Origin of the sequence: Hallerella sp. (genome assembly GCF_022776125.1) — a bacterium.
Taxonomy (GTDB): Bacteria; Fibrobacterota; Fibrobacteria; order Fibrobacterales; family Fibrobacteraceae; genus Hallerella; species Hallerella succinigenes.
Map to the genome: position 1 here is coordinate 26,792 of NZ_JALFIA010000080.1, position 23,211 is coordinate 50,002.

The 23,211-nt window shown below is 50.7% G+C and carries 23 protein-coding genes and 1 pseudogene; 19 read left to right on the forward strand and 5 right to left on the reverse strand.

All coding sequences use genetic code 11. The annotated features are described in order from the left end of the window. Nucleotides 1-3: 3 nt before the first annotated feature. Nucleotides 4-567: a hypothetical protein gene (locus MR847_RS09550; RefSeq protein ID WP_287723623.1), complete on the reverse strand. Its 564-nt coding sequence runs from the start codon at nt 565-567 to the stop codon at nt 4-6. Nucleotides 568-599: 32 nt separating this feature from the next. Here MR847_RS09550 and MR847_RS09555 point away from each other — a divergent pair, with 32 nt between their 5' ends. Beyond that, the gene (locus MR847_RS09555) at nt 600-1,331 is read left to right on the forward strand and encodes a UDP-2,3-diacylglucosamine diphosphatase (RefSeq protein ID WP_287723624.1); all 732 of its coding nucleotides are present in this window, start codon (nt 600-602) and stop codon (nt 1,329-1,331) included. Nucleotides 1,332-1,422: 91 nt separating this feature from the next. Here MR847_RS09555 and MR847_RS09560 read toward each other — a convergent pair whose 3' ends face one another. From MR847_RS09560 to MR847_RS09570, 3 genes are all read right to left on the reverse strand, one after another. Continuing rightward, nucleotides 1,423-1,842, reverse strand: coding sequence for a hypothetical protein (locus MR847_RS09560; RefSeq protein ID WP_277002787.1), 420 nt, complete (start codon nt 1,840-1,842; stop codon nt 1,423-1,425). 10 nt (nt 1,843-1,852) lie between these two features. Then, nucleotides 1,853-2,491: a hypothetical protein gene (locus tag MR847_RS09565; protein ID WP_277002790.1), complete on the reverse strand. Its 639-nt coding sequence runs from the start codon at nt 2,489-2,491 to the stop codon at nt 1,853-1,855. Between the two features lie 76 nt (nt 2,492-2,567). Further along, complete coding sequence (locus MR847_RS09570; RefSeq protein ID WP_100424937.1) at nt 2,568-3,332, reverse strand: alpha/beta fold hydrolase; 765 nt, start codon at nt 3,330-3,332, stop codon at nt 2,568-2,570. Nucleotides 3,333-3,559: 227 nt separating this feature from the next. On the opposite strand from MR847_RS09570, the gene MR847_RS09575 reads away from it, so the two are divergent. From MR847_RS09575 to MR847_RS09655, 17 genes are all read left to right on the forward strand, one after another. Next, entirely contained in the window at nt 3,560-4,435 is an 876-nt protein-coding gene (locus MR847_RS09575; protein ID WP_100424936.1) for a TIGR02147 family protein, read from the forward strand. Further along, nucleotides 4,422-5,774: a hypothetical protein gene (locus MR847_RS09580; protein ID WP_287723625.1), complete on the forward strand. Its 1,353-nt coding sequence runs from the start codon at nt 4,422-4,424 to the stop codon at nt 5,772-5,774. The genes MR847_RS09575 and MR847_RS09580 overlap by 14 nt, the downstream gene beginning before the upstream one ends. Nucleotides 5,775-5,896: 122 nt before the next feature. Beyond that, nucleotides 5,897-6,379, forward strand: a complete 483-nt coding sequence (locus MR847_RS09585; RefSeq protein ID WP_241899442.1) for a YceD family protein — start codon at nt 5,897-5,899, stop codon at nt 6,377-6,379. A gap of 37 nt (nt 6,380-6,416) precedes the next feature. After that, nucleotides 6,417-6,599, forward strand: a complete 183-nt coding sequence (rpmF, locus tag MR847_RS09590; protein ID WP_100424934.1) for a 50S ribosomal protein L32 — start codon at nt 6,417-6,419, stop codon at nt 6,597-6,599. Nucleotides 6,600-6,630: 31 nt separating this feature from the next. Continuing rightward, nucleotides 6,631-7,599, forward strand: a complete 969-nt coding sequence (gene plsX / locus MR847_RS09595; protein ID WP_100424933.1) for a phosphate acyltransferase PlsX — start codon at nt 6,631-6,633, stop codon at nt 7,597-7,599. Nucleotides 7,600-7,763: 164 nt separating this feature from the next. Next, the gene (gene fabD / locus MR847_RS09600) at nt 7,764-8,687 is read left to right on the forward strand and encodes an ACP S-malonyltransferase (RefSeq protein WP_100424932.1); all 924 of its coding nucleotides are present in this window, start codon (nt 7,764-7,766) and stop codon (nt 8,685-8,687) included. 8 nt (nt 8,688-8,695) lie between these two features. Next, nucleotides 8,696-9,436, forward strand: a complete 741-nt coding sequence (gene fabG / locus MR847_RS09605; RefSeq protein WP_287723626.1) for a 3-oxoacyl-[acyl-carrier-protein] reductase — start codon at nt 8,696-8,698, stop codon at nt 9,434-9,436. A gap of 51 nt (nt 9,437-9,487) precedes the next feature. Continuing rightward, on the forward strand, nt 9,488-9,733 hold the full coding sequence (gene acpP, locus MR847_RS09610; RefSeq protein WP_100424930.1) for an acyl carrier protein: 246 nt from the start codon (nt 9,488-9,490) through the stop codon (nt 9,731-9,733). A 159-nt stretch (nt 9,734-9,892) separates the two neighbouring features. Then, a complete protein-coding gene (rnc, locus tag MR847_RS09615; RefSeq protein ID WP_157797863.1) occupies nt 9,893-10,750 on the forward strand; it encodes a ribonuclease III in 858 nt (285 codons plus the stop codon). Further along, entirely contained in the window at nt 10,747-12,567 is a 1,821-nt protein-coding gene (locus MR847_RS09620; protein ID WP_106520354.1) for an extracellular solute-binding protein, read from the forward strand. Before rnc ends, MR847_RS09620 begins: the two co-directional genes overlap by 4 nt. After that, entirely contained in the window at nt 12,557-13,459 is a 903-nt protein-coding gene (locus tag MR847_RS09625; protein ID WP_106520343.1) for an NAD(P)/FAD-dependent oxidoreductase, read from the forward strand. Before MR847_RS09620 ends, MR847_RS09625 begins: the two co-directional genes overlap by 11 nt. Next, nucleotides 13,456-14,664 (forward strand): bifunctional phosphopantothenoylcysteine decarboxylase/phosphopantothenate--cysteine ligase CoaBC, encoded by a 1,209-nt coding sequence (gene coaBC, locus MR847_RS09630; protein WP_287723627.1) that lies wholly within the window; start codon nt 13,456-13,458, stop codon nt 14,662-14,664. The genes MR847_RS09625 and coaBC overlap by 4 nt, the downstream gene beginning before the upstream one ends. Beyond that, on the forward strand, nt 14,657-15,466 hold the full coding sequence (locus tag MR847_RS09635) for a hypothetical protein (protein ID WP_287723628.1): 810 nt from the start codon (nt 14,657-14,659) through the stop codon (nt 15,464-15,466). The genes coaBC and MR847_RS09635 overlap by 8 nt, the downstream gene beginning before the upstream one ends. An 18-nt stretch (nt 15,467-15,484) precedes the next feature. Further along, nucleotides 15,485-16,897, forward strand: coding sequence for a replicative DNA helicase (dnaB, locus tag MR847_RS09640; protein WP_106520340.1), 1,413 nt, complete (start codon nt 15,485-15,487; stop codon nt 16,895-16,897). Nucleotides 16,898-16,899: 2 nt separating this feature from the next. Further along, nucleotides 16,900-17,685, forward strand: coding sequence for an MlaE family ABC transporter permease (locus tag MR847_RS09645; protein ID WP_100424924.1), 786 nt, complete (start codon nt 16,900-16,902; stop codon nt 17,683-17,685). A gap of 8 nt (nt 17,686-17,693) precedes the next feature. Further along, nucleotides 17,694-18,485: an ABC transporter ATP-binding protein gene (locus MR847_RS09650; protein ID WP_100424923.1), complete on the forward strand. Its 792-nt coding sequence runs from the start codon at nt 17,694-17,696 to the stop codon at nt 18,483-18,485. A 64-nt stretch (nt 18,486-18,549) separates the two neighbouring features. After that, the gene (locus MR847_RS09655) at nt 18,550-19,578 is read left to right on the forward strand and encodes a hypothetical protein (protein ID WP_287723629.1); all 1,029 of its coding nucleotides are present in this window, start codon (nt 18,550-18,552) and stop codon (nt 19,576-19,578) included. 78 nt (nt 19,579-19,656) lie between these two features. Here the strand turns inward: MR847_RS09655 and MR847_RS09660 are convergent, their stop codons facing one another. Further along, a complete protein-coding gene (locus MR847_RS09660) occupies nt 19,657-22,260 on the reverse strand; it encodes an Ig-like domain-containing protein (protein WP_287723630.1) in 2,604 nt (867 codons plus the stop codon). 310 nt (nt 22,261-22,570) lie between these two features. Between MR847_RS09660 and MR847_RS09665 the strand changes: the two are divergent. Then, nucleotides 22,571-23,211: pseudogene (locus MR847_RS09665) on the forward strand (hypothetical protein); the annotation flags it as partial.

Sequence of the window (23,211 nt, forward strand, 5' to 3'; positions counted from 1 at the left end):
ATTTTAGTAAATGTCCGAGCGGATGGATTCATCCACTGGGGTGTTTTGCAAAAGGGACTGTCTTAAACGTGCGATCAGCTTTCTGTGAATCATGTCGGCGCGTTCCTGCATGTATCCGCCGCGGTATGGACCGTACCAAAAAAGGCGCGGATGTTCTTCTTCCAAAAGTTCTGCACGTTCCACGCTCACGCTGTCGCAGACAAGTTCAGAATGCAACGAAAGGAAAATGTCGTCTTCACGCGGCATGGCGGGCCAAAGCGGAGCAAGGACAAGGATTCCCAAGTACCAGAGGCTCGCATAATGCTCTTCCACGTTTCCGTCGAAAGAAAGCTCTAAGGTGCAGCCGTTCGGCACGGCGTCTTGTATTCCTTGCGCATAGGCGGTCTGTAAACGTTCCGGGAATTCGACCGTTTTGCCGTTTTCGCGGGCGTGAAAATGGATTGCGGATGAATCGGGCGAAGCAAAGGCTTTATCTGCAGAGGCATCTGCCGAAAAATCCGCATGGTAAAGCTTAGGCGCGCAAGCGGAAAAGAGAAGAACGGTCAAGATGCAAAGCCAAAATTTCACCCCTTAAAATTAGAATTATTAGATTTCAAAATATGGAAACCAAAGTCGCCTACTTCATTTCGGATGCGCATCTCGGCGTGAATCCTCCCGGATCCATCGAAGATCGCGAAGAAACTCTTGTTCATTTCTTAAAAGGAATGATTGGCGGTGCGTCGCACCTTTTTATCGTCGGCGATCTGTTTGAATTTTGGTACGAGTACCGCCATTACGTGGCTCGCGGACACATGCCGCTTTACCGCGTGTTAGGAGACTTAGTGGATTCCGGAACGGAAGTACATTATCTGACGGGCAATCACGACTTTGCGCTGGGCGATTTTTTTTCGAAGGAACTTGGCGTACAAGTTCACCGTACCTACGTTGCAAAAAACATTCAGGGGCATGATATTTACCTGATGCACGGGGACGGTGTCGCCAAGGCAGACAAGGGGTACCGCGCCGCGAGAAAACTGATCGACGCCAAATGGGCGCAATTTCTTTTCCGTCAAATCCATCCGGACTTGGGCATGGACATTGCAACTTTTGTCGGCAGAAATAGCCGTAAGGCGGGCAAGGACCGCGTTATCGACATTTTCTCGTATCTCGATGCCGCTGCCGAAAGAATGCGAGACAATCACTGCGACATCTGCGTTCACGGGCATCACCATATTCCAGGCATTTGGGAAAACGCAGAAGGCAAGGTCGTTTCCCCGGGGCAGTGGCTTTTCCATTTGAATTATGCAAAGCTTGAAAACGGCGAAATTTCTGTTGTCCCATTTCAAAAGTAAGCGCTTCCAAAACTTCAAAGAAAAATGGCAAAAGAAAAAGTCCGGATGCGCACCCGGACTTTTTGTAAAGGTCGATCGAAAATTTAAAGGCTTACTGGTCCAAGCGTTCTTCGGAAGCGCCGCGAAGCTGCTTCGCCTTGTTCGTTCCCCAAAGTCTATCGACAAAGTCGAAGCTCAGGAACTTTTCCGCCCAGGTTTCCACCCAGCACCAGTGCATCTTTTCGCCGTTTTCGCCTTCGATCACCCAGTTGTCCGGAGCAGAGAACTTGTAAGTTTTCGGAGTCGGAGTGTCCCATTCATTCTGTGCGGCAGGCGTTTCGGTAATGATCCAAACGCGGTGAGCCGTCTTGTGATAGATGAATACGTTGAAGGCGATGTCAACGATGATGAAGATGATTGCCCACTTGAAATTCTTCTTGGTCAGCAAAAAGATCACGAACAAGAGCAATAGCAGGGCAAATGCGCCGAAATTGTAATGGACGGGGTAAAACGCCTTGAAAATTTCGAACATGATTGAACCCCTATAGTTTGAAAGTCATGACGTTTCCCGAAATCTGGACGCAGTAACGCACATGAGATTCCGGAAGTTTGACGCCGAAAGAGTGGAACGTCCCCATCATAGAAAGACTGGCGTGACTTTCGATGGTGCGGATGTTGAGCAGGCCCTTCTTGCCGAAAGTTAATTTAAATGTCTTTTTCTTGGGATCGAATTCCGGAGTCGCCGTCGAATTCTTTATTGTGTTGAGAGCGGTGATGCAACGCTTGTCGAGGATCATCGTTCCGCGGGCATCGATAGAAATCATCGGAAGGCCTGCGGAATTGCGGCAGGCGAAGAGTTCCCACGTACCGGTCTTCTTTGAATTTTTCTTCTGGAAAATGATCTTGTCGTCTTCTTTCGTGAGTTCGACGTCTCCCGAAACGACCTTCATGCCGACGACGTTCATTGCGCCACGGAGATACAGAAGATAAGTGCCGTTCGACGGGAGAATGCGGAAGGATGTTGCCTTGAGCTTGCTCGTCGGGATAATGGCGATTCGACCGCCGACCTTATCCACCATCAGATCTGCGTAAACGGCTGTTTTGAGTTTGAACTTTTCCGCGAGTTCTTTAGAGAAGCGAAGAAAACCACGGATATCCATTCTAGCTTTAAAGCTATCCATAACACTAAACCTCACCTTTTGGGGTACACAGGACTAATATTAAAAAATTCACCGAAATGGGACAAGATGATAAGTGTTACTTTGTTTTTATTTTTGTAAGCTCGGCCTGCATGACTTCCAGTAAAGAATTGCCTTCTCGCTCGACCAAGGTAAATTTTTTAGAATGCTTGTTCAATAAATTGCGTACAAGTTCACCACGACGAGGGTCGTCTGCGATGACGGTCGCCGGATTGGATTGTTCATCGCTAAAAATCATCCGCGAATGGGTCCTGCTCAGGAATTTCGGAAAGAAAATTCGGTAACGTGCCGATAAAGCGGAACTAAAACTCTCTGCAGGGTCAACGAGAAGGGCTCCTTTGCCAAGCCCGCTTGCAAAAGAATTGTACGCGGCGATCGCTCCCGTGCCATGACCGATGAAGATAAGGTCGTTTGAATGGGCGCAGCCGACCATTGCCCGAATGTCCGAGTCGTAATACTTTTCGCCTGGCGTTCCTTCGCTCCCGGCGGAACCGCGGTAGTTGAACGTGACAAGTCGAAATCCCGAAATCCTCTTTGCGTTGGCGAGGAAGGTCGCCGCATCTTCGCCACGGTCGGCAAAGTACAGTGCGGTTGTCGGCAGGGAATCGTTCAGGATCCAGCCCTGAAGCTTTTTGTCGTTTTCGACGTGGCAAAGGACGGCGTTGTCACGGAGCGCCGATTCGGAAGCGTCGTCGATTTCTGCACGGGGGAACGCCAGGCGGCGTTCCGACATAACCATGTAAAGGAGAAGGCAAACGTAGATCAGAGCGAAAATGCCGATCAGACGCAGAATCTTGAAAAGGATGTTCTTGAGAGCGTTCATCGCGCTACAAGATAAAAAAGAATCGCGACCTTTTGATAGATCGCGATTCTAGGGATGGGATTGGGTGTTCCTTGAAAATAGACAAAAAATCGCGCGAAGAGTAGAGGGGTTGTTCCCAAAAGTGTTCCCAAATTGTTCTTTTAACGAAATTTCGCTAAAAACTTACAAAATCTTTGCACAATTAGGTGTTCCCAAAAAATAGGAGAAAATATATTTTTTAATGCGCTATGAACGTGTTCGCCTATTACAATTATCGAAAGTACCTGCAGGATTATTACGAGTACCGTAAGTCCGTACAACGGTATTTTTCGTATCGCGCTTTCGCTAAGCGAGCGGGCTACACGTCCAGCGGATTCTATCTTGATCTTGTGAAGGGCCGTAAGTCTTTGACCCCGCAAATGGTTCCCAAGTTCATCCATGCGCTTGGACTTTCCGAAAAGGAAGGCCGCTATTTCAGCTTGATGGTGGACTTCACCCATGCGGAAACCCCGGAATCGAAGCAGGTCATCTTTGAAAAAATGTCCGCCCTTCTTCCGCGTACGACCAAGGCGCTCTCCCGTCAGCAGATAGAATATTATAAGGAATGGTACTATGTCGCCGTCCGTGAGGCTCTGTCCGTTTTGAATGTTTCGGACAACTACCAGGATCTCGCCCTGTTCCTCAACCCGCGCATTACGGTTCCGCAAGCAAAGCAGGCGATCAAGCTGCTTTCGAATCTCGGCCTTATCGAAAAAGAAAACGGTTTTTGGCGCTCTGTCAACAAGACAATCACCAGTGGCCGAGAAATTCCACCGTTTATCGTTCACGACTTCCAAAAGAAAATGATGGACCTCGGCAAGGCTGCCGTGGACCGTTACAGTACCGAACGTCGTAACGTTTCGTGCACGACGATGAGCGTTTCTCCGCAAGGGCTTGAACGCATCATCCATAAAATTGATACATTTCGTAAGGAAGTGGTCGACATCGTCCGCTCGGACGATCACGAGTCGATGATCTGTGAACTGAATATCCAATTCTTCCCGCTCTCGAAGGAGCTCGAAGCTCTCCAGGAGAACGAAGCTCGAATGGATGAAACCGAAGGAGATTCCGATGATGAAGATTAGTCTGCGCATCTTCGCGCTTCTCCTCGGCGCTTTCGTTTTTTTGGCTTGTTCCGACAAGGTTGCAGGGACCGCGACCGATACGGAAAACACGATCGCTGGTACGGTGACCCTTGCCAACGGTTCTGCAAGAAGCGGGATCTCGGTGCGCCAGGTCGTGGCTCGTTCGGCTTCTATTTTGGACTTTATTGAAACGGAAACGGATTCGCTCGGCGCCTTTGCTTTCGACAGCACCATTGCCGATACGGTGAATTTTGAATTCCGCTATCATTCAAACGATTCGACACTCTCCGAAACGCAGATTATTCGCCATGTCTCTTCCAAGAGCGAAGACAGCCTGCGCGTAAAGCTCCGCGAATCGGCCTTGGTGGTGGGCGAACTGGAATATACGGGCAACGCCTCGTTCCTCGCAGGTTCGCACTTTAGGGTACAACTCGATTCGACGACGTTCTCGATCGACGTTTTCGCTCCGGATTCCTTTAAGATCGCTCTTCCGGAAGGCACATACTCTTTGACGATCCTCCCGGCGGATTCGAGCGTGATTACAAAGCTCCGCTCCTCGGGCTATGCGGATTCGACGATTATCCGTAAGCTTTCGGTGATGGTTTCTGCCGGTGACACTTTGGATGTCGGCAAGCTGCGCTGGGACGCTTCGCAAAACGAACCGACCCAGGTAAAGATTTTGCAGGGCGTCGTCAAGAACGCAAACGGCAAGCCGGCGAAGGGCGTTTCGGTCCATGTAGTGACGGATCTTTACGGCTTTGGCGTTTTGGATAGCGCAGCCTTTGTGACGCAGGCTGTCACGGATTCGATGGGCGTCTGGCGTGTGGCTGCTCCGGCTTTTGATTTGATCGAAGACAGCTTCCGCGTGGAATTCCGCAGCAAGGATTCTGCGGGCGGCGTTCTCATGGGCCTTTCGGACTACATCGACAAGGACGATTTGGAAGAAGCAAAAGACACGCTCCATGTTTCGACGGTGACCCTTGCAAAAACTTCGAACTTCCTCGGCTCGGTCTTCCTCGTTGCAGAAGGCGCATTCACGCAGGATACCCTCTGCTGGGCGTACAGCATTCGAGTCGGTTTTCGTGGAACCAGTAACTTTAAAACGGTCAGTTCTTGCAACTCCATCACCATGGTGAATGTGCCGTCCGACTACCAGGATCTCGTCTTCTATTCGGGCGACGAACTGGTAATCCGCAATCTCAAGTCGGGCAAATTTGACCCTGCAGATTACGTCAAGAGCATTCGGGTGAACCTGCCTCATGGAGATACTTTGAAGTTCCAGGGCATCACTTACACCCCTCCGACGACCGCAAACGATGCGTTTGAAAGCGAGGAATAGCCGGAAAAGATCCCCTTTGAAGGTGTTTTTTGCCTCCTTTTATTGACTGAATAATTTTTTTCTAGTATATTTGCGCTACCTTGAGAATTGAGATTTCAAAAATTGCTTCCTGTGAAGGTTCTTTGCAGGCGAGTTTCGTAAAGGATAATTCCGATGCGAACGTTTTTGAAGAACTCCGTATCCAGGGTCCGCTTCAAGTTGAATTGACGGTCGTCCCCGAAGATTCGAACAAGTGGATGCTCACGGGGACTCTTTCTGGGGTACAGATTTTGGAATGCTCTCGCACGCTCGAGCTCTTCGACCATCCGTTTGAGACGCCGATTAGCTTTTGGGTGGAACTCACCTCGGGACTGGCAGAGCAGGAACTGGACGATTCGGACGATGAAATCTTTGGATTCCGCGTACCGCAGGTTCAGGACCACGTAGATGTGACCGAATGTGTTCGGCAACTGGTGATTCTCCAGGAACCCCTCCATCCGGTTAAGGACGATCCGGACAAGGCCTTCGTTTGGGAAATCGGCGAAAAGTCGGAAAAACCGAAGGAAGATCCTCGTTGGGAAAAATTGAAAGCGCTTAAGGCCAAGATGGAACATCCGAACGGATGATTCCGGAACCTTAAGCCGAACGATTAGGAGTTCAAAAATGGCAACACCAAAAAGAAAAACCTCTACTGCTCGTCGTGACAAGCGTCGTACGCACTGGAAGATCGAGATGCCGGCTCTCGCTACTTGCGACCATTGCGGTTCCGTAAAGCGTCCGCACCGCGTTTGCCCGGTCTGCGGTTATTACAACGGCGTAGAAGTCGTTCACATTCAGGAAGACTAATTTTTAAGAATTAGATAGGAGTTTACACACCATGATCAGCATTGCTCTTGATGCGTTTGGCGGTGATAACGCTCCGGACGTGGTTGTCCAGGGAGCCATCAACGCGGTCAATAGTTCTGAAGGAAAGTTTGCGATTGTTTTGTGCGGTCCTGAGGCCGAGGTCAAGGCAAAGCTCCAAGAATTCGGTTACGAAGGTAAGCTGATCCAGGTTGTAGACGCCCCTGAACTCGTTGCTATGGACGAACATCCGACTGAAGTGCTCCGCAAGAAGCAGCACTCCGGTCTCGTGATGTGCGTGGGCCTTCAGAAGAAGGGTCTCGTCCAGGCTAGCGTTTCTGCCGGTAACTCCGGTGCCATGATGGCATCCTGCCTCATGATTCTCGGCCGTACGAGCGAAGATTTCGCCCGTCCGCCTATCGGCTGCATTATCCCGAATGCCAAGGGCCGCAGCGTTCTCGTGGACGCAGGTGCCAACGTGGATGAAAAGCCGAACGTCCTCAGAGATTTTGCTCTCGCAGGTTCTGTCTTTGCAGAATCTTATCTCGGCATCAAGGATCCGAAGGTCGGCCTCTTGAACATGGGCGAAGAAGAAAAGAAAGGTCCGGTTTCCGTTCAGGAAGCGTACCAGCTTTTGAAGAATGCCCCGGTGAACTTTATCGGCAATATCGAAGGCCGTGATGTTCTTCTCGGCGAAGCGGATGTCGTTGTCTGCTCCGGTTACGTCGGCAACGTTCTTCTGAAGATGTATGAAGGTTTCTTTGAATTGCATACCAAGACGTTCGGCGTGATTGACACTCCGGCTGGTAAGCAGTTTAACGAAGCATGGGATTACCGTAACACGGGTGGAGCTCTTCTCCTCGGTCTTAAGGGTACCGGTATCATTGCCCACGGTCGTTCCGATGCTAAGGCTATCGAACAGGCGATTAAGGTTGCCTATACGTTCGCCGCGAACAATGTGCCGGAAAAGATCGGCAAGAAGCTCGCAGGTATCGAAGCTTAATGATGAAAAGTTCAAATCTGTTCTTGGTCCGTTTGGGTCAGTCTGAACAGACTTCGGATTTGGATTTTATTGAACAACTGTTTAAGATTTCGTCCGGAACATCTCGTTCTCGGACGATTTTTTGTTGTCGCAAAGCACTTAGTTAATGTATCTTGGAGTAAACTATGTCTAAGACAATTTTTGTTTTTCCGGGCCAAGGCGCACAGTATGTGGGCATGGGCAAGGCTCTCTCTGAATCTTTCGTTCCGGCGAAGCAGCTCCTCGAAAAGGCTGACGATACTCTCGGCTTTTCGATTTCGAAGGTGATGTTCGAAGGTCCGGAAGAAGATTTGAAGATTACGGCGAACACTCAGCCGGCTCTCTTCGTCTCTTCCATGATGGTTCTTGAAGTTCTCAAGTCGGAAGGCGTTGACTTCGATTTCGTCGCCGGTCACTCTCTCGGTGAATATTCCGCAATCTGCGCTGCTGGCGGCTTCTCTTTTGAAGACGGCTTGAAGCTTGTGCGTCTCCGCGGTTCCTTGATGGCGAAGGCCGGTCAGGAACATCCGGGTTCCATGGCTGCAATCATCGGTGTTGACGACGACAAAATCCAGGAACTTTGCGACGCTGTGAAGAATGTCGGCATTGTCGTTCCGGCAAACTTCAACTGCCCGGGCCAGATCGTCGTGTCCGGTGAAGTCGATGCTGTGAAGGCTCTCGTGGACAATTGCGGCGCTGCAGGCGTCAAGGCTGTTCCGCTCGCCGTTTCCGGTGCATTCCACAGCCCGCTCATGCAGAGCGCTCAGGCGGGTCTTGCCGACGCAATTGCGAACACAAAGTTTAACGATCTCCAGAAACCGCTCATTGCAAACGTGACGGCTCAGACGGTGACAAGCGGTGCTGAAATCAAGGATCTCTTGGTGCGTCAGCTCGTGAGCCCGGTCCGTTGGAATCAGTCGATGGCATACGCGATTAAGGAACTCGGCGTGACTTCCGGTGTGGAAGTGGGTGTCGGTCACGTCCTCGCCGGTCTTCAGCGCAAGATCGACCGCGCAGTGAAGTTCACCGCGGTGGAATCTGTCGAAGCCGTACAGGCACTCAAAGCTTAAGGAAAACTATGATTGATTTGAAAGGTAAAGTTGCAGTTGTTACGGGTGCTTCCCGTGGCATCGGTCTCGAAATTGCGAAGACGCTCGCCGCTCAGGGGGCACGCGTCGCTGTGATTTCGACGCAGGAACGTCCTGAAATCGCAGAACAGATTGCGCAGGAAACGGGCTCTGAAGTAAAGAGCTTTGCTTGCGACGTTTCGGATGCAGATCAGGTGGCGGCCACCTTCAAGGCGATCCTCGAAGCTTTTGGCCAGGTCGATATTCTGGTGAACAATGCGGGCATTACCCGTGACGGTTTGATGATGCGCATGAAGGATGCGGATTTCGACGACGTGATTCGCACGAACCTTCGCTCCGCGTTCCTCTGCACGCGCGCTGTCGCCCGTCACATGATGGGGCGCCGTTCCGGTCGCATTGTGAACATGGCAAGCATCAATGGCATTCGCGCTCAGGCGGGTCAGGCGAACTATGCCGCTTCCAAGGCGGGCATCATTGGCCTCACCAAGACGAATGCGATGGAATTTGCTGCTCGTGGCATTACCGTGAATGCGGTCGCACCGGGCTTTATCGGTACCGATATGACGGCAAAAATCGCCCCGGAAGCCCTCGAAAAGTACAAGAATGCCATTCCGGTACAGCGCATTGGTGAACCGAAGGACGTCGCAAACGCGGTCGCTTTCCTCGTTTCCGATGAAGCTAGCTATATCACTGGACAAGTTCTGGGTGTCGATGGCGGCCTTGGAGCTTGATATTTTAAAAAAAGTTTCTAATTTTTCACAAAACCTCAAATGGAGTTAAAAATGACTGAAGAAGAACTTCTCAAGAAAATTACGGCTGTTGTCGTTGAAAAGCTCGGTGTCAAGCCGGAAGACGTGACTCGCGAAGCTTCCTTCGTGAACGATCTCGGCGCTGATTCCCTCGACCGCGTTGAACTCGTGATGGCTCTCGAAGACGAATTCGACATCGAAATCCTCGATGAAGATGCAGAAAAGTTCATCAAGGTTTCTGACGTTCTTTCCTACATCCAGAACAAGCTCAACAAGTAAGTTCTCGACTGTTCGGCGCAGCTCTTTTGTCAAACTCGTCCTTGTGCAAATCCTTGTATGAGGCAGCGTGACAAAAGAGCTGTTTGCTTTTTAAAGGAAATCCCGAGTGATAAGGCCTCGCCCCCATCTGGGAGAGGCTTATTTTTTATCTTTTCCTATATGGAAAAGAAAGACAAGAATGTCATCCACCGCATCTTTTTGTGGTTCCGCAAGAAGTCGGGAAACGATTTAGAAAACAGTCTGGGTTACACCTTTAAGAATCCGGAACTTTTGGCGCATGCCCTTGTGCACCGTTCATGGCTTTCGGATAAGGAAATCCCTTATTGGGAAAACAATGAACGCTTGGAATTCTTGGGCGATTCTGTGCTGAATATGCTCGTGACGGAATACCTGTACAAGACTTATCCGCATTTGCCGGAAGGCGATCTTTCGAAGATGAAGAGCGTAATCGTTTCGGGTCAAGCTTTGACGAAAATAGCCCGCAGCTGGAACTTGGGAACCTATTTGCGCGTAGGCAAGGGCGAAGCGAAGAATGGCGGTCGCGACCGCGACAGCCTTTTGGAGGACGCTTTTGAAGCGATTCTCGGCGCGATCTATCTCGATAGCGATATCAAGCATTGCCGAGCCTTTTTGAACCGCCACATTTTCCCGAATGTGCAGCAGGTGGTTTCGGAAGCGGACTTTATCAATTACAAGAGCGCCCTGCTTGAATATATGCAGGCGAGAGCGCTTCCACATCCGGATTACGAACTCGTTTCGGAATCGGGCCCGGAACACTGCAAGGTTTTTGAGATGACGGTGATGTTCCAGGACAAGGAATACGGCCGTGGAACGGGTGCTTCGAAGAAGAAAGCGGAGCAGGAAGCGGCGAAGATCGCTTTGGAAAAGTTCAAGGAAGAAGAAGCCGCAAAGACGAATGAAGCTCTGTTAAACGTGAAACCGCCGAAGGTAACGAAAAAATCGATCGCCCGTGCGGAAAAGGATTGCGCGAAAGCTCGGGCGAAGGGGAAAAAATGAAATTTTCTGTGAAAGCTTGCTTTGTGCTTTTGACCGTGGGCGTTTTGCTCGCAGCGAGCCTTTCGGCTTGCAACGGGGAATCTTCCAAGGACAAAAAGTCCGCTTCGAAAGGTGCGGTGAACTGCCCGGCATCGACGGTGTACCCGGCGGATGCGGATGGGGAATTTGACCCGATTGCAGATACGTCTGCAGTGGCTTGTGGGTCGATTCGCCTGTGGGGTTCGGCGATGCCGAAGTCCTTCAACATGTGGGAGGATTACAACAGCTTTAGCGCGGGCCTGATGAGCCTGATGTTTGAACCGCTCGTGTCGCTGCACACAACGGAAGAACGCCCGGTGGGAATTCTCGCGGACAAGTGGGAAATCTCTGCGGACAGCATGACTTTCACATTCCATATCGATCCGCGCGCCAAGTGGAGCGACGGTGTGCAGATCACCGCCGAAGATGTGCAGTATTACTACGATGTCATCATGGATCCGAAGAATCTGACGCCGATTTTCAAGGTGGGACTTTCCCGTTTTGAACGTCCTAAAATTCTCGATTCGCTCACGATTTCGATCACGGCGAAGGATGTGCATTGGGCGAACTTCTGGGAAGCGGCAGGCCTTGTGGCTTTCCCGAAGCACGTGTGGAAGGATCAGGACTTTAACCAGATCCGTTACAAGTTCCCGGTGGTGGAAGGCCCGTACAAGATTTCGGAATTCCGTGAAGATCGCTACGTGGAACTTTCCCGCAACCCGAACTGGTGGGGCTTCCACAAGAACTGGAACCGCGGCAAGTACAACTTTGAAAAGATCCGTTACCGTTTTATGGAAGACCGCACCAAGGCACTCGAAGCCTTTAAGAAAGGCGATCTCGACGCGTATGCGATTTACACGTCTTCCATTTGGATTAAACAGACGGACTTTGACGCCGTGCAAAAAGGCTGGGCTGTGAAACAGCGCATTTTTAACCGTGAACCGATCGGATTCCAGGGCATGGCGATGAACCTGCGCCGCGATAAGTTCAAGGACGTGCGCGTTCGCAAGGCTCTCTCTTACCTGATGGACCGCAAGCTGATGAACGAAAAGTATATGTACAACCAGTACTTCTTGCTCAACAGCTACTACCCGGACCTTTGGGAAAATCATGAAAATCCGACGTCGCTGAATTATCCGTTCGATATGGATGCGGCGCGAAAGCTCCTTGCCGAAGCGGGTTATGTTCCGGGTGAAAAGGGCATGCTAGAAAAAGACGGCAAGCCGTTTGAAATCACGTTCATCACCGCAAGCGAAGATATGCGCCATTTGACGCTCTATCAGGAAGCACTCAAGAAGGTGGGCATTCAGGTTTCAATCGAACAGATGTCGCAGAGCACGCTCCGCAAACGCTTGGACGATGCGGACTTTGACATGTACTGGATCGCGTGGGGAAGTTCCCGTTTGAAAGATCCGGAAGCTTCCTGGTCGAGCGAAACGGCAAACGATCCGGGTACAAACAACGTGACCGGTTTGCAGGACGCGGTTGTCGATAGTCTTGTGAAATTGCAGAAAACCGAATTCGATCTTGCGAAGCGCAATGAAATTCTTCGAGCCTTGGACAAGCGTTTGACGGAAATCGTTCCGTACGTTTTGATGTGGCAGTGCGACTTCCACCGCATTCTGTACTGGAATCGCTTTGGTTTGCCGAAGAATGTTTATGCGAAGTTTGGACGTGAAGATGAAAGCATACCGGTGTACTGGTGGCTTTCGATAGACAAGTCTCAAAAGCTTGATGCCGCCATGCAGTCGGGAAAGTCTTTAGCCTTAGAACCGGCAGAGGTCCATTATGCAGAATAACTTTGACGTGTTGATCGTTGGAAAAGGCCCTGCGGGAATCTCGGCGGCCCTGTACGCTTTGCGTTCTGGGCTATCGGTGTTGATCGTCGCAAAGGATACGGGTGCACTTGCCCGTGCGCATGCGATTGCGAACTATTACGGTTTTGAAGAACCGATTACGGGTGCAGAACTCGAACGCCGTGGGGAAGCCCAGGCCATGGCCCTTGGCGCCGAAATCTTTACGGGTGAAGTTTTGGATTTGATGTTTGCTGACCAGTTCCATGCGCGCGTGAAAGGCGCCGATGGCGAAAGGGAATTTTTGGCGAAGTCCGTTGTGGTCGCCGCTGGATCTGTGCGTGCGAAGGCGCCTGTTTCGGGCCTTGACGCTTTTGAAGGCAAGGGCGTGAGCTATTGCGCTGTCTGCGATGGATTCTTTTACCGCAAAAAGAACGTGGTGGTTTTAGGAAGCGGCGCTTATGCCCTTTCTGAAGCCAAGGAACTTTTGCCGCTTGCCGCCCAGGTTTCCATTTGTACGCTGGGCGAAGAACCCAAGGTGGAAATTCCTGCGGAATATGCCGTGGAAAAAGAAAAGATCGTCGCCGTCGAAGGCGACGACCATGTGCAGAAAATCCGTTTTGCAAGCGGCAAGGAAATTCCGGTGGATGGAATTTTTGTGGCCCTTGGAACGGCTAGCGCTGCGGATCTCGCCCGCAAGACCGGTGCGGCCGTGCAGTCGAACAAGCTGGTTGTCGATGAAAAATTGATGACGACGGTTCCCGGCCTTTTTGCTGCGGGAGACTGCCTCGGTGGAATTCTGCAAGTGGCGGTCGCTGTGGGCGAAGGTGCCAAGGCGGGCCTTGCCGTTGTTGAATATTTGCGTCAGTTGCGCACAAAGGAAGGAGCCGCAAAATGATTTTAGCGGGAAAGAAAATCCTTTTGGGTGTCACGGGAAGCATTGCGGCGTATAAGGCATGTGAACTTTTGCGCTTGCTTCAAAAGGAAGGTGCGGAAGTGCGCGTCGCGATGTCCGAAGCGGCGACAAAGTTCGTGGCTCCGCTCTCTTTTGCTTCGCTTTCCAAGTGCCCGGTTTACACGAAAGACGGTAACCCGGAAGGACGTCCTTTCCAGCACATTGATTTTCCGCGGTGGGCGGATCTGTACATTGTGGCGCCTGCTTCGGCGGATGCGATTGGAAAATTTGCGAACGGCCTTGCGGACGATCCGATTTCTCTTTGCTACATGTCAAGTACCGGTGACAAGTGGATTGCCCCGGCGATGAATACGGCGATGTATCTTTCGAATGCCGTGCAAAAGAATTTGGAAACGCTCCGTTCTTTTGCGGACACGCATATTTTGGAATCTCCGGCGGGGGAACTCGCTTGTGGCGAAATGGGCCCGGGCCGCTTTATGGAACCCGCGGAAATCGTCAACGCTTTGAGATTCTATACGCCGGAATCTGAAGCGAAGATGGGATCTGTTTTGATTACGGCGGGTCGTACCGAAGAAGCGATTGACCCGGTACGTTACATATCGAACCGTTCTAGCGGAAAGACGGCAGTCGCATTGGCGAATGAATTTTTGAAGGCGGGTTACCGCGTATTCTTTGTACACGGTCCGATGAATGTGAAAGTGCCGTTCGGCGTTTTCGATGTTCCGGTGACAAGTTCGCAGGATATGTATGACCGCGTTCTTTCTGCCCAGTCGAAGATGGATGTGATTGTCCATTGCGCAGCGGTGGCGGATTACCGTCCAAAGCATGTATCGGAAACAAAGATCAAGGATAGCCGCGGCCAGCTCGTTTTGGAACTCGAACCGAATCCGAATATTTTGCGGGACTCGGTCAAAAATAAGGCCGCAAAACAGGTGATTGTCGGCTTTGGACTTGAAACCGATGATGTGCAAAAACACGGCGAAGAAAAACTTTCCAAGAGCGGTGCAGACTTTTTGGTGCTGAATACGCCTGTCGTGGACGGTGCGGGTTTTGGCTATGACCGCGTTCCGTTTGCGATTCTCGAAAAGGGAAAACCTGTGCCGGAACTTTTGATGCGCTCCAAGGCAGAACTCGCCGAGGATGTGGTGAAGTTGGTGAGTGCCAAGCGGGAGGCGTTCGATGCCTGATTTTTCGGAACTTGCAAACTATCTCCGTGCGCAGATCGATTTGGATTCGGATCAACTGTATTCGGATGAACCTTGGGCTTGGTCTCCGCTGCAGGCGCAGCCTGCTGTGCAGTTCACGCCGCCCAAGCCCGCTCCGAATTTTACGCCGGGCTTTGCACCGGCTGCTCCACGTCCAGCCCCTGCTCCTAAGCCACGTCCGGCTTTAATGCCGACTGCGAAGATTGAGATTCCGGAATCGGCAAAATCCGCCGTTCCTTCGGCTTACGAAAAGGCGGATTCCCTTGAAAAGTTTTACGAGCTCGTGGCGGCTGAAAAGCTTTATGCCAAGACTCCGTTCATTCGGGGTGAAGGCAACTTGAACAAACCGCGCTTGCTGCTTGTTGTTTATTCTCCGCTTCCGAAATATCTCGAAAACGGTTATGCAAAGTCCGATGTGGGTGAAATGGTCGCTCGCATGTTCGGAGGCTTGAATGTCAAGCCGGAAGAAATTGGGGTGACGTACTTCTGCAAAAAGCAGGTTTCCCGTATGGTACTTCCGCAGGTCGCTCTTGTTTTGAAGAAGATGCTCGAAAAGGAAGTTTTGCTGATGGAGCCGCAGACGGTCATCTTCTTTGGTGATAAACTCTTAAAACAGGCTCTTTCGCAGAATAACGTGAAAGTGGTGGACTTTGGCGGAAAACCGCTTGAATTTGCAAAGACCCAGGCAACGGCTCTGATCGATCCGGAAGAAATGCTCACGAGTCGCCAGCTGAAGCTTGTTACTTGGAAAATTCAAATTCCGAAGTGCGGATTTTTTGGTTAAATTCCAAATAGGTTTAGAATGGATCAGGAACAAGAAAATTACGAGTACAGCGGTAGAGCAGCACCCCAGGCAGTCGAAGCGGAAGTGTTTTTCCTCGGCGGTGTGATGCAAGACCCGAACGTCCTTTCGGACGTGGTTTCGCTGCTCGATCCCGAGGACTTTTTCCAGGAACGTCACAAGATTATTTGGGAAGCGCTTCAGAGGCTTTCCCAGTTCAACACGCCGATCGACGTGGTGACGCTCAGCAACGCGCTTGAAACAGAGAACAAGCTCGAAGCGGCAGGCGGAAGAGAATATCTCTTGAAGCTGATCGAATCCGTGGCGAGCGGCGCGAATGCTCGTTACCATGCAGAAATCATTCAGAAAAAGGCGGTGATGCGCCGCCTGATTAACGTATCGACGACAGCGATCCGCGAGGCGCAGGATCCGACGGCGGAACCGGACGATGTGATTTCGAAGCTCGAAGGCTCCGTGATGGCACTTGCTGAAAAGCAGGTGAAGAATTCCCTGCGCCCGGCAAGTGAAGTCGTGCAAGAAATTTTAAAAGCCGTGGAAATGCGTAAGGACGGTTTCTCGGGCTGCCCGACAGGCTTTACGGATCTTGACCGCTTGACGAACGGTTTGCAACCTTCCGACTTGATCATTCTCGCTGGACGTCCGGGTATGGGTAAGTCCGCTTTTGCGCTGACCCTTGCGGCGAATTCCAGTGTGAACTACGGAAAGCATGTCGCGTTCTTTAGCTTGGAAATGGGCGCAGAACAGTTGATGCAGCGTATTATCTGTTCCTTGGCGGGAATTGAACTTTCCAAGTTCCGTTCGGGCCATTTGAACCAGGATGAATTTGCAAAGCTCCCGGGCGCGGCAAGCCGGATTATGCAGTCGAATACGCTCTACGTGGATGACAACTTGGACTTGGGCATTATGGAACTCCTTTCCAAGTGCCGAAGTTTAAAACGCAAGGTTGGCTTGGACCTAGTGATTGTGGACTACTTGCAGCTGATGAAAACAGGCAAGGAAGAAAATCGTGCGGTCGCCGTCGGTGCGATTTCCCGTGGATTGAAGGTGCTGGCGAAGGATTTGAAAATCCCGGTTATCGCTCTTGCTCAGCTTTCCCGTAAAACGGAAGAACGTGCGGATGCCGCTCGCAGTATCAAAGCTCGTCCGCAACTTTCCGACTTGCGTGAATCCGGTTCTATCGAACAGGACGCTGATATGGTGTGGTTCATTGAACGTCCGTTCTACCGTAGCCATGATGAAGCGGATAAGAACAAGGCTCAACTGCTCGTGGCAAAGCACCGTAACGGTGCAACGGCCGACATTGACCTGACTTGGATTCCGCAGTACACGCGTTTCGACAACTACATTCCCGAAGAAGAAGCGGGCCCGGATGGCGGCATGGGCTTCGGTTCGGTGGATGACATCGGAATTTAGGTATGGTAAAGATTCTCCTCGCCCCACTATTTTTCATGGGAAAGATGATTACCAACGGCATTTCGAGCGTTGGAGAATTATGCTGTATTCTGTGGTTTACCTTGCGCCAGTTGCCTTACGTGTTTCGCACGTGGGGACTTGTGCTCAAGCAGATGGTGGCGATCGGTGTTTCGTCGATGCCGCTTTTGTTTGTGACTTCGATCTTCACGGGCATGGTGGCGACGGTGCAAGCCTCGTTCCAGTTCCGCGGGCTTGTTGCCGACAAGTGGGTGGGTACAGCCGCCTGTAAAATGGTGCTGATTGAACTTGGACCGCTTTTGACGGCGCTCGTGTTGGCGGGTCGCGTGGGAAGTGCTCTTGCGGCGGAAATCGCTTCGATGCGCGAAAAGGAAGAACTCGATGCTCATGAGGTGCTCGGGCTGGATCCGTATCGCTTTTTGGCGATGCCGCGCTTTGTCGCCTTTATGACGATGGTGCCGTGTTTGACGGTCATTTCGAATTGCCTCGCTTTGATCGGTGGTTGGATTGTCGCGGTGCTCGTTCTCGACATTTCCTCGTATACGTTCTACACGGGTATGCAGTATTTGTTCAATCCGATGGACTTATTCGGCGGTGCCATTAAATCGTTTGTATTTGGAGTCATTATCTTTTTGATCGGTTGGCTTCACGGAATCAATGCGGCTCCGGGTGCGCGAGGTGTTGGTCTTGCGACAAAGGATGCGGTGGTTTCGTGCTGCCTGATGATTTTGATTTTGGACCTTGCCACTGACGCCATTCTTTTCCAATAGGTTTCGTTATGCCCAATGTGAATATCGATCCCAATGACATCATGATTCAGCTGCGCGGGTTGCAGAAAACCTTTGGTACGCAGACGGTTTTGGCAGATGTGAATCTGAACATTCGCCGGGGTGAAACGATGGTGATCATCGGTCAGTCGGGCGGTGGTAAGTCTGTAATCTTGAAACACATGATTGGACTTTTGCAACCGGATGGTGGCGAAGTCGTGGTCGATGGTGTAACGATCAGTACTCCCAAATTTTTTGACACCCGAACCATTCGTAAAAAGATGGGCATGCTGTTCCAGAGCGGAGCGCTTTTCGATAGCATGGATACGGGTGAAAATATTGCCTTCGCACTCCGTGAACATCATCCGGAACTTTCTGAAAAACAGGTTCAGGAAGTGGTAACGGAAAAGCTCAAGCTGATTAACCTGGTGCCGGAATTTCGCACCAAGATGCCGAGTGAACTTTCGGGTGGCATGAGAAAGCGCGTCGCCCTAGCACGTGCGATAGCCTTGAGCCCTGAAATTCTTTTGTACGATGAACCGACGACAGGTTTGGATCCGATTACGAGCGATGTGATTAACGATTTGATTCTCGATATGCAGAGTAAACTCGGTGTAACTTCGGTCGTGGTGACGCATGACATGGTCAGCGCGTTTAAGGTCGCGGACCGCATTGCGATGCTGTATAAGGGACGTATTATTGAAGTCGGTACGGTCGATGAAATCAAAAACACCACAAATCCGTTTGTGAAGCAGTTTATTACCGGAAAACGTAAGATTAATCCGGAAGATACCGCAAACTAAAGTTTACAGTCTGCCGAAAGTTATTACATTTCTCTTTAGGATCTTTAACGATCTTGGGAATTTTATGAATAAAAAATTTTTTTCGGGACTCATTTTTGCTCTTTCCGTTGCCAGTGTCTTTGTGGCTTGTGGTTCGGGTGATATTTCCGATGTGACTTCGGACGACGAAACCCTGCAGTATTTGCAGGATTCTACCTATTATGCCCAGGAAGTGGAAAAGGCGTTGGAAGCTTGCAAGGCAGATGCTAAATGCGCTGAAAAACTGGGTGGCGAAAGCTCTGCGTCGACAGAAAGCTCTTCGTCTGTGGAAGGGAATTCATCTGCAGGGGATGTCTCTTCGTCGAGTAGCGCTCTTTCGTCGAGCTCTTTTCAGATTGTCTTTAGCTCTAGTTCTGTGGAGATTGCTTCGTCCTCTTCGAGCGTCTTAAGCTCCAGTTCCGAGGCAAGTTCTTCGAGCGTCTTAAGCTCCAGCTCCGAGGCAAGCTCTTCGAGCGTCTTAAGCTCCAGTTCCGAGGCAAGTTCTTCGAGCGTCTTAAGCTCCAGTTCCGAGGCAAGCTCTTCGAGCGTCTTAAGCTCCAGTTCCGAGGCAAGCTCTTCGAGTGTTGCAAGCTCCAGTTCAGAGACAAGCTCTTCGAGCGTCTTAAGCTCCAGTTCAGAGACAAGCTCTTCGAGCGTCTTAAGCTCCAGCTCCGAGACAAGTTCTTCGAGTGCGGTAAGCTCAAGCTCTGCGGTAGTCGCTTCGTCTTCTTCCAGTGTGGAAAGTTCAAGTTCAGCAGAAAGTTCTTCCAGTGTGGAAAGTTCGAGTTCGTCAGAAGGAAGCTCGAGTAGTATTTCTTATACGGATATTGTGCTGAAATATGGTGGAGATTTAACAGAAATCGCTGCGGGAGCGTATGCGGTTTATTCCACGAATCAATGGAGCGGATTGCTTCGCTGTGAAGCGTCTTCGACTGTGACGGTTCTGGTGAATGACAAAGAGGTTGTGATTACTACAGCATTGAATTCGGTGGAGGGTACTGCTCCTCGAACAGATTCGGCGGTTTACCTGATTGTTCCGGAAGGAAAATCAATTCGTTGTAATACAGACTGGTAATCCTCCAGTCTGATTCTAAACAAAAAGCGAGGCTCCGTAGAGTCTCGCTTTTGATATTTACAGGAGAGAAATTCCGAATTATTGCGCCTGGATGTATCGACGATTAATGCTTCCGCTCTTTGTGTATTCGATGACAATGACTCGGTCGGCGGGCATCTGGTTTGGCTTTTGTGCACCGGAGAAGAGCGGGCGTCCCTGCATGTCAAAGATGCGGTAGTAGGTGGTCGCTTCTCGGACGTAGTTGACGTTTCCAGAAATCACCGTGGATTCTTCTGCGCTGCTCGAAGATTCTGCCGTAGCGCTGCTAGTTGCGGTTTCGCTACTGCTCGATTCCGCGGCGACGCTCGAAGAACTTGCATTTGGATCGTTCACCGTAATCTTGCGGACGACGGAAACGTTTGTGTCTGCACCAACTGTGGCGATGGTATAAGTGAATGCTCCCGCTTCCGTTGGCGTTCCCGAAATCGTTACACGGGATTCGAATTCATTCAAGGTGTAGTTGACTCCATTTGGAAGACCCGTGACTTCAACTCCGGAGCAGTTGCCCCAGACATAGCTGAAGGACGCAATCGATTCGCCCAGGGTGATTGTTTGACTCGAAGAACCGGCGCCGTTCTTGGTCAAGGTAGCCTTGGTGAGAACCGCTTCACCCGAGACTTCAAAAGTGGTATACGAGGAAACGCCTTCGAGACCGTTCTTATCCGTTGCAATCGCAATGGCGCTGTAGGTGCCAGGAGAGACATCGGAAACGGTTGTCATGTACGGGCTAGACGTAGCAGAACCCACCAGCGTCGTGCCGATGTAAAAGTCCACCTTGGTAATGGCAGAGCCGCTGTTGCTTTTGACGGTTGCAGATAAAGTAACTGCATTCTGGGCAGGTGTTGCCGAAACGCTTACCGTAGATGCGATGGGGGAAATCCCTGTCGCCTGATTGTAGCTGGGCATACTACCGTAGCGACCACCTACACCTGTGAGCAGAGGCATGGAATCCGGAAGGGTACTGTTCGTGCGCAAAGTGTACGAATAGCTCGGAGTAAACACGTTATCGGTGAAAGCGGTGCTTGTTGCGGTTCCGTTGTTGCTGTACGGAGTCGAACTTTTTGCTTTCTTGATCGTGTTGTTCTTCATGTTGACTTTACTATAGGCATCTTTGCCGGCGACTTGGATATTGGCCGTGCCGATGTAATTGTTTTCGTAAAGCAGTTGAGACGTTAAAGAAGAGGTGCCGTTGACATCGATAATATGCCAATGGTTATAATCCACATAGGAGTTGTAGATGTGCACCGTGGGGGCGACGCTACTTCCGTCCTTGGCATAAATTTTCGGAACACGTCCAAAGGAATTATGCCAATACATATCGTGAATGGTCGCTTGTGCGTTTTCCACAAGATGCATATAGGGATCATAGTAATAGCAGTTGTATTCGTTTGCTCCGTCATAGTCGACATAGGAAACTGTCAGACCCTTGACAAATTCCAGGTCCATGCCGTCCGAAATCCATTTGTAACTGATGTGGTCAAACCAGAAATTCGAAACTTCATTGCCATTGTTACCGGAAATTTCTAGACCATCGCCCGCTTCGATCAAATGCGGGTTCACGTCGTAAATGGCGAGATTGCGGAAAATATTGTTACCGGCGCCTTCGTTTTTGCGGTTGTTGAGAGAGGCTCCGCGGAGATTGGCCCCACGTCCCATGCCGATGAGGCTCTTGTTGTTCTTGATGGTAATCCAATTATCCCACGACTGGATTTCACCGGTTCCGACAATCGTCGTTCCGTCTAGACCGCTACAGGTGTTGGCTGCAAAGTTGATGCGGTAGAACGTATTGCTTGAATTCTTGTCATTTGCACCGCAGGCGGATTTACACCAAGTGCGCCCTGCGGCAGTCGCTTCCGTGACGGCATCGTGGAACTGTCTAAAATCATAGGTTCCTTCCGGAACAAGAATCGTTACCGCTTCGCTAGACTGCAAATATTTTCGGATCGAAGCCGAATCCGAGGCGATGACAATGGATCCCGCATCGCCGCCGGTGGTGGATGCTCCAAAGCCTTCGGCCGTGATGTTTAAGTTGTAAAGAAGGGCCACGGTGGTATCGGTGGAAGATCCCGTCCAAATCCACTTGGACTGCGAACCGGACGGCCAACCCGTTAAATCGGCTCCGTTTGGCATTTTCGTATTGGAATAGCTCAGGGTGGTAGCTCCGCCCCATTGGCTCAAGTCGCGGCCCTTGTTTTTCCATGCGTTGTTGTAAATGCCGTAGTCGGGTTTTGCGTACCAGCCTGTACCGCCACTGTAATAAGATTCATGCAGTTCATCGATCTGCACCATCACGCCGTGGGCGCCGTCTTCATCGACGCCGATTACAGAAATGGCGTTTTCGCCCGGAAGGAACGTCATCGGCACAAAGCGAACGCGTCCAGCCTGGTTGTCTTCGGCAAGAAGGGCTCCATTATGGTACAAACGGTAACCGCCGTCAGCCACAATCCAAATGCCCGGACCTTTTCCGCCGTTATAGGTGGAGCGGGATAAAGTAGAACCGACGGCGTCACCGCCGCCGAGCTTCGCGTCGGACGGAAGAGTGACCACTTCAGTCGGAGAAATGGCGGCTTGGCTTAAGCCAAAACTGCAACTGAGGACGATCCCTGCAATCAGGGCTCTTTTTTTACAGAATGTGTTTTTCATAGGCATCCAACCTGAATCCTTTAACTCTGAATTGAGCCAAAGTTCCCTTTCCTGAATCTATTGTGGTTTCGTAGGATAGCGGAATTTCACAATTTATTCGTTGTTCGCAGACAACGATGCCGTACGCTTTTTGTAAATAAAAATTTAGGCAAAAATGTTCCAGAGGGGGATTGCGAGCCTTTTTGCGTGCTTTGACTCACGGGATTTGAAAAAGAGGAACTTTTGTACCGCATAAATATGTTGCGTTTAGCCTAAAAAAGTTTAAATTCCTCATTGGATTGTTGTAATTTACAAGAAAGAGGCCTTTCTTATGCAGAAAAAGTTGATGTATGGACTCGCTCTCGCTGCGATTGCCGGTGGCGCTTTTGTCGCTTGTGGCAGCGGTGACGTATCTGGTGTTACTTCGGAAGACAAGGGTAACGTCTTCGTTTATGATTCTTCTTACTATGTAGGTCGTGTCGAAACGGCCACGAATGCCTGTGCAAGCGATGCGGAATGCGCTAAAAAGGCGAATAATACTGTTATTGAAGAATCTTCTTCTAGCTCAGAAATTACGGAACCGGGTTCTTCTTCTGCTGCAGTAACAAGTTCCGCATCAACGGAAAAGTCGAGCTCTTCGGCTGTGATTAACTTCTCGAGCGCTTCGACCTCTTCGTCTTCGACAGTCGTGTCGAGTTCTTCTGTTGAAATTCAGGATGACGGTACGGTAAACGGTACTTGTGCACCGGTTCCGGCGACGATCAACAAGGGTGAATCGACCACGTGGACCTTTACCCAGGTGACCCCGGCTGGTATGGCTGGCATTACGGCTGGAGCAAAGGCTGCGTATGAATGGACCATGCCGAAGTCGACAGAAAGAACTGCGAATGGTACCGGTTTGAAGACGACGACGGCCACCTATGCTACGGAAAGCGGAACGATGACGGCGACTCTCGTGGTAGACGGCAATAC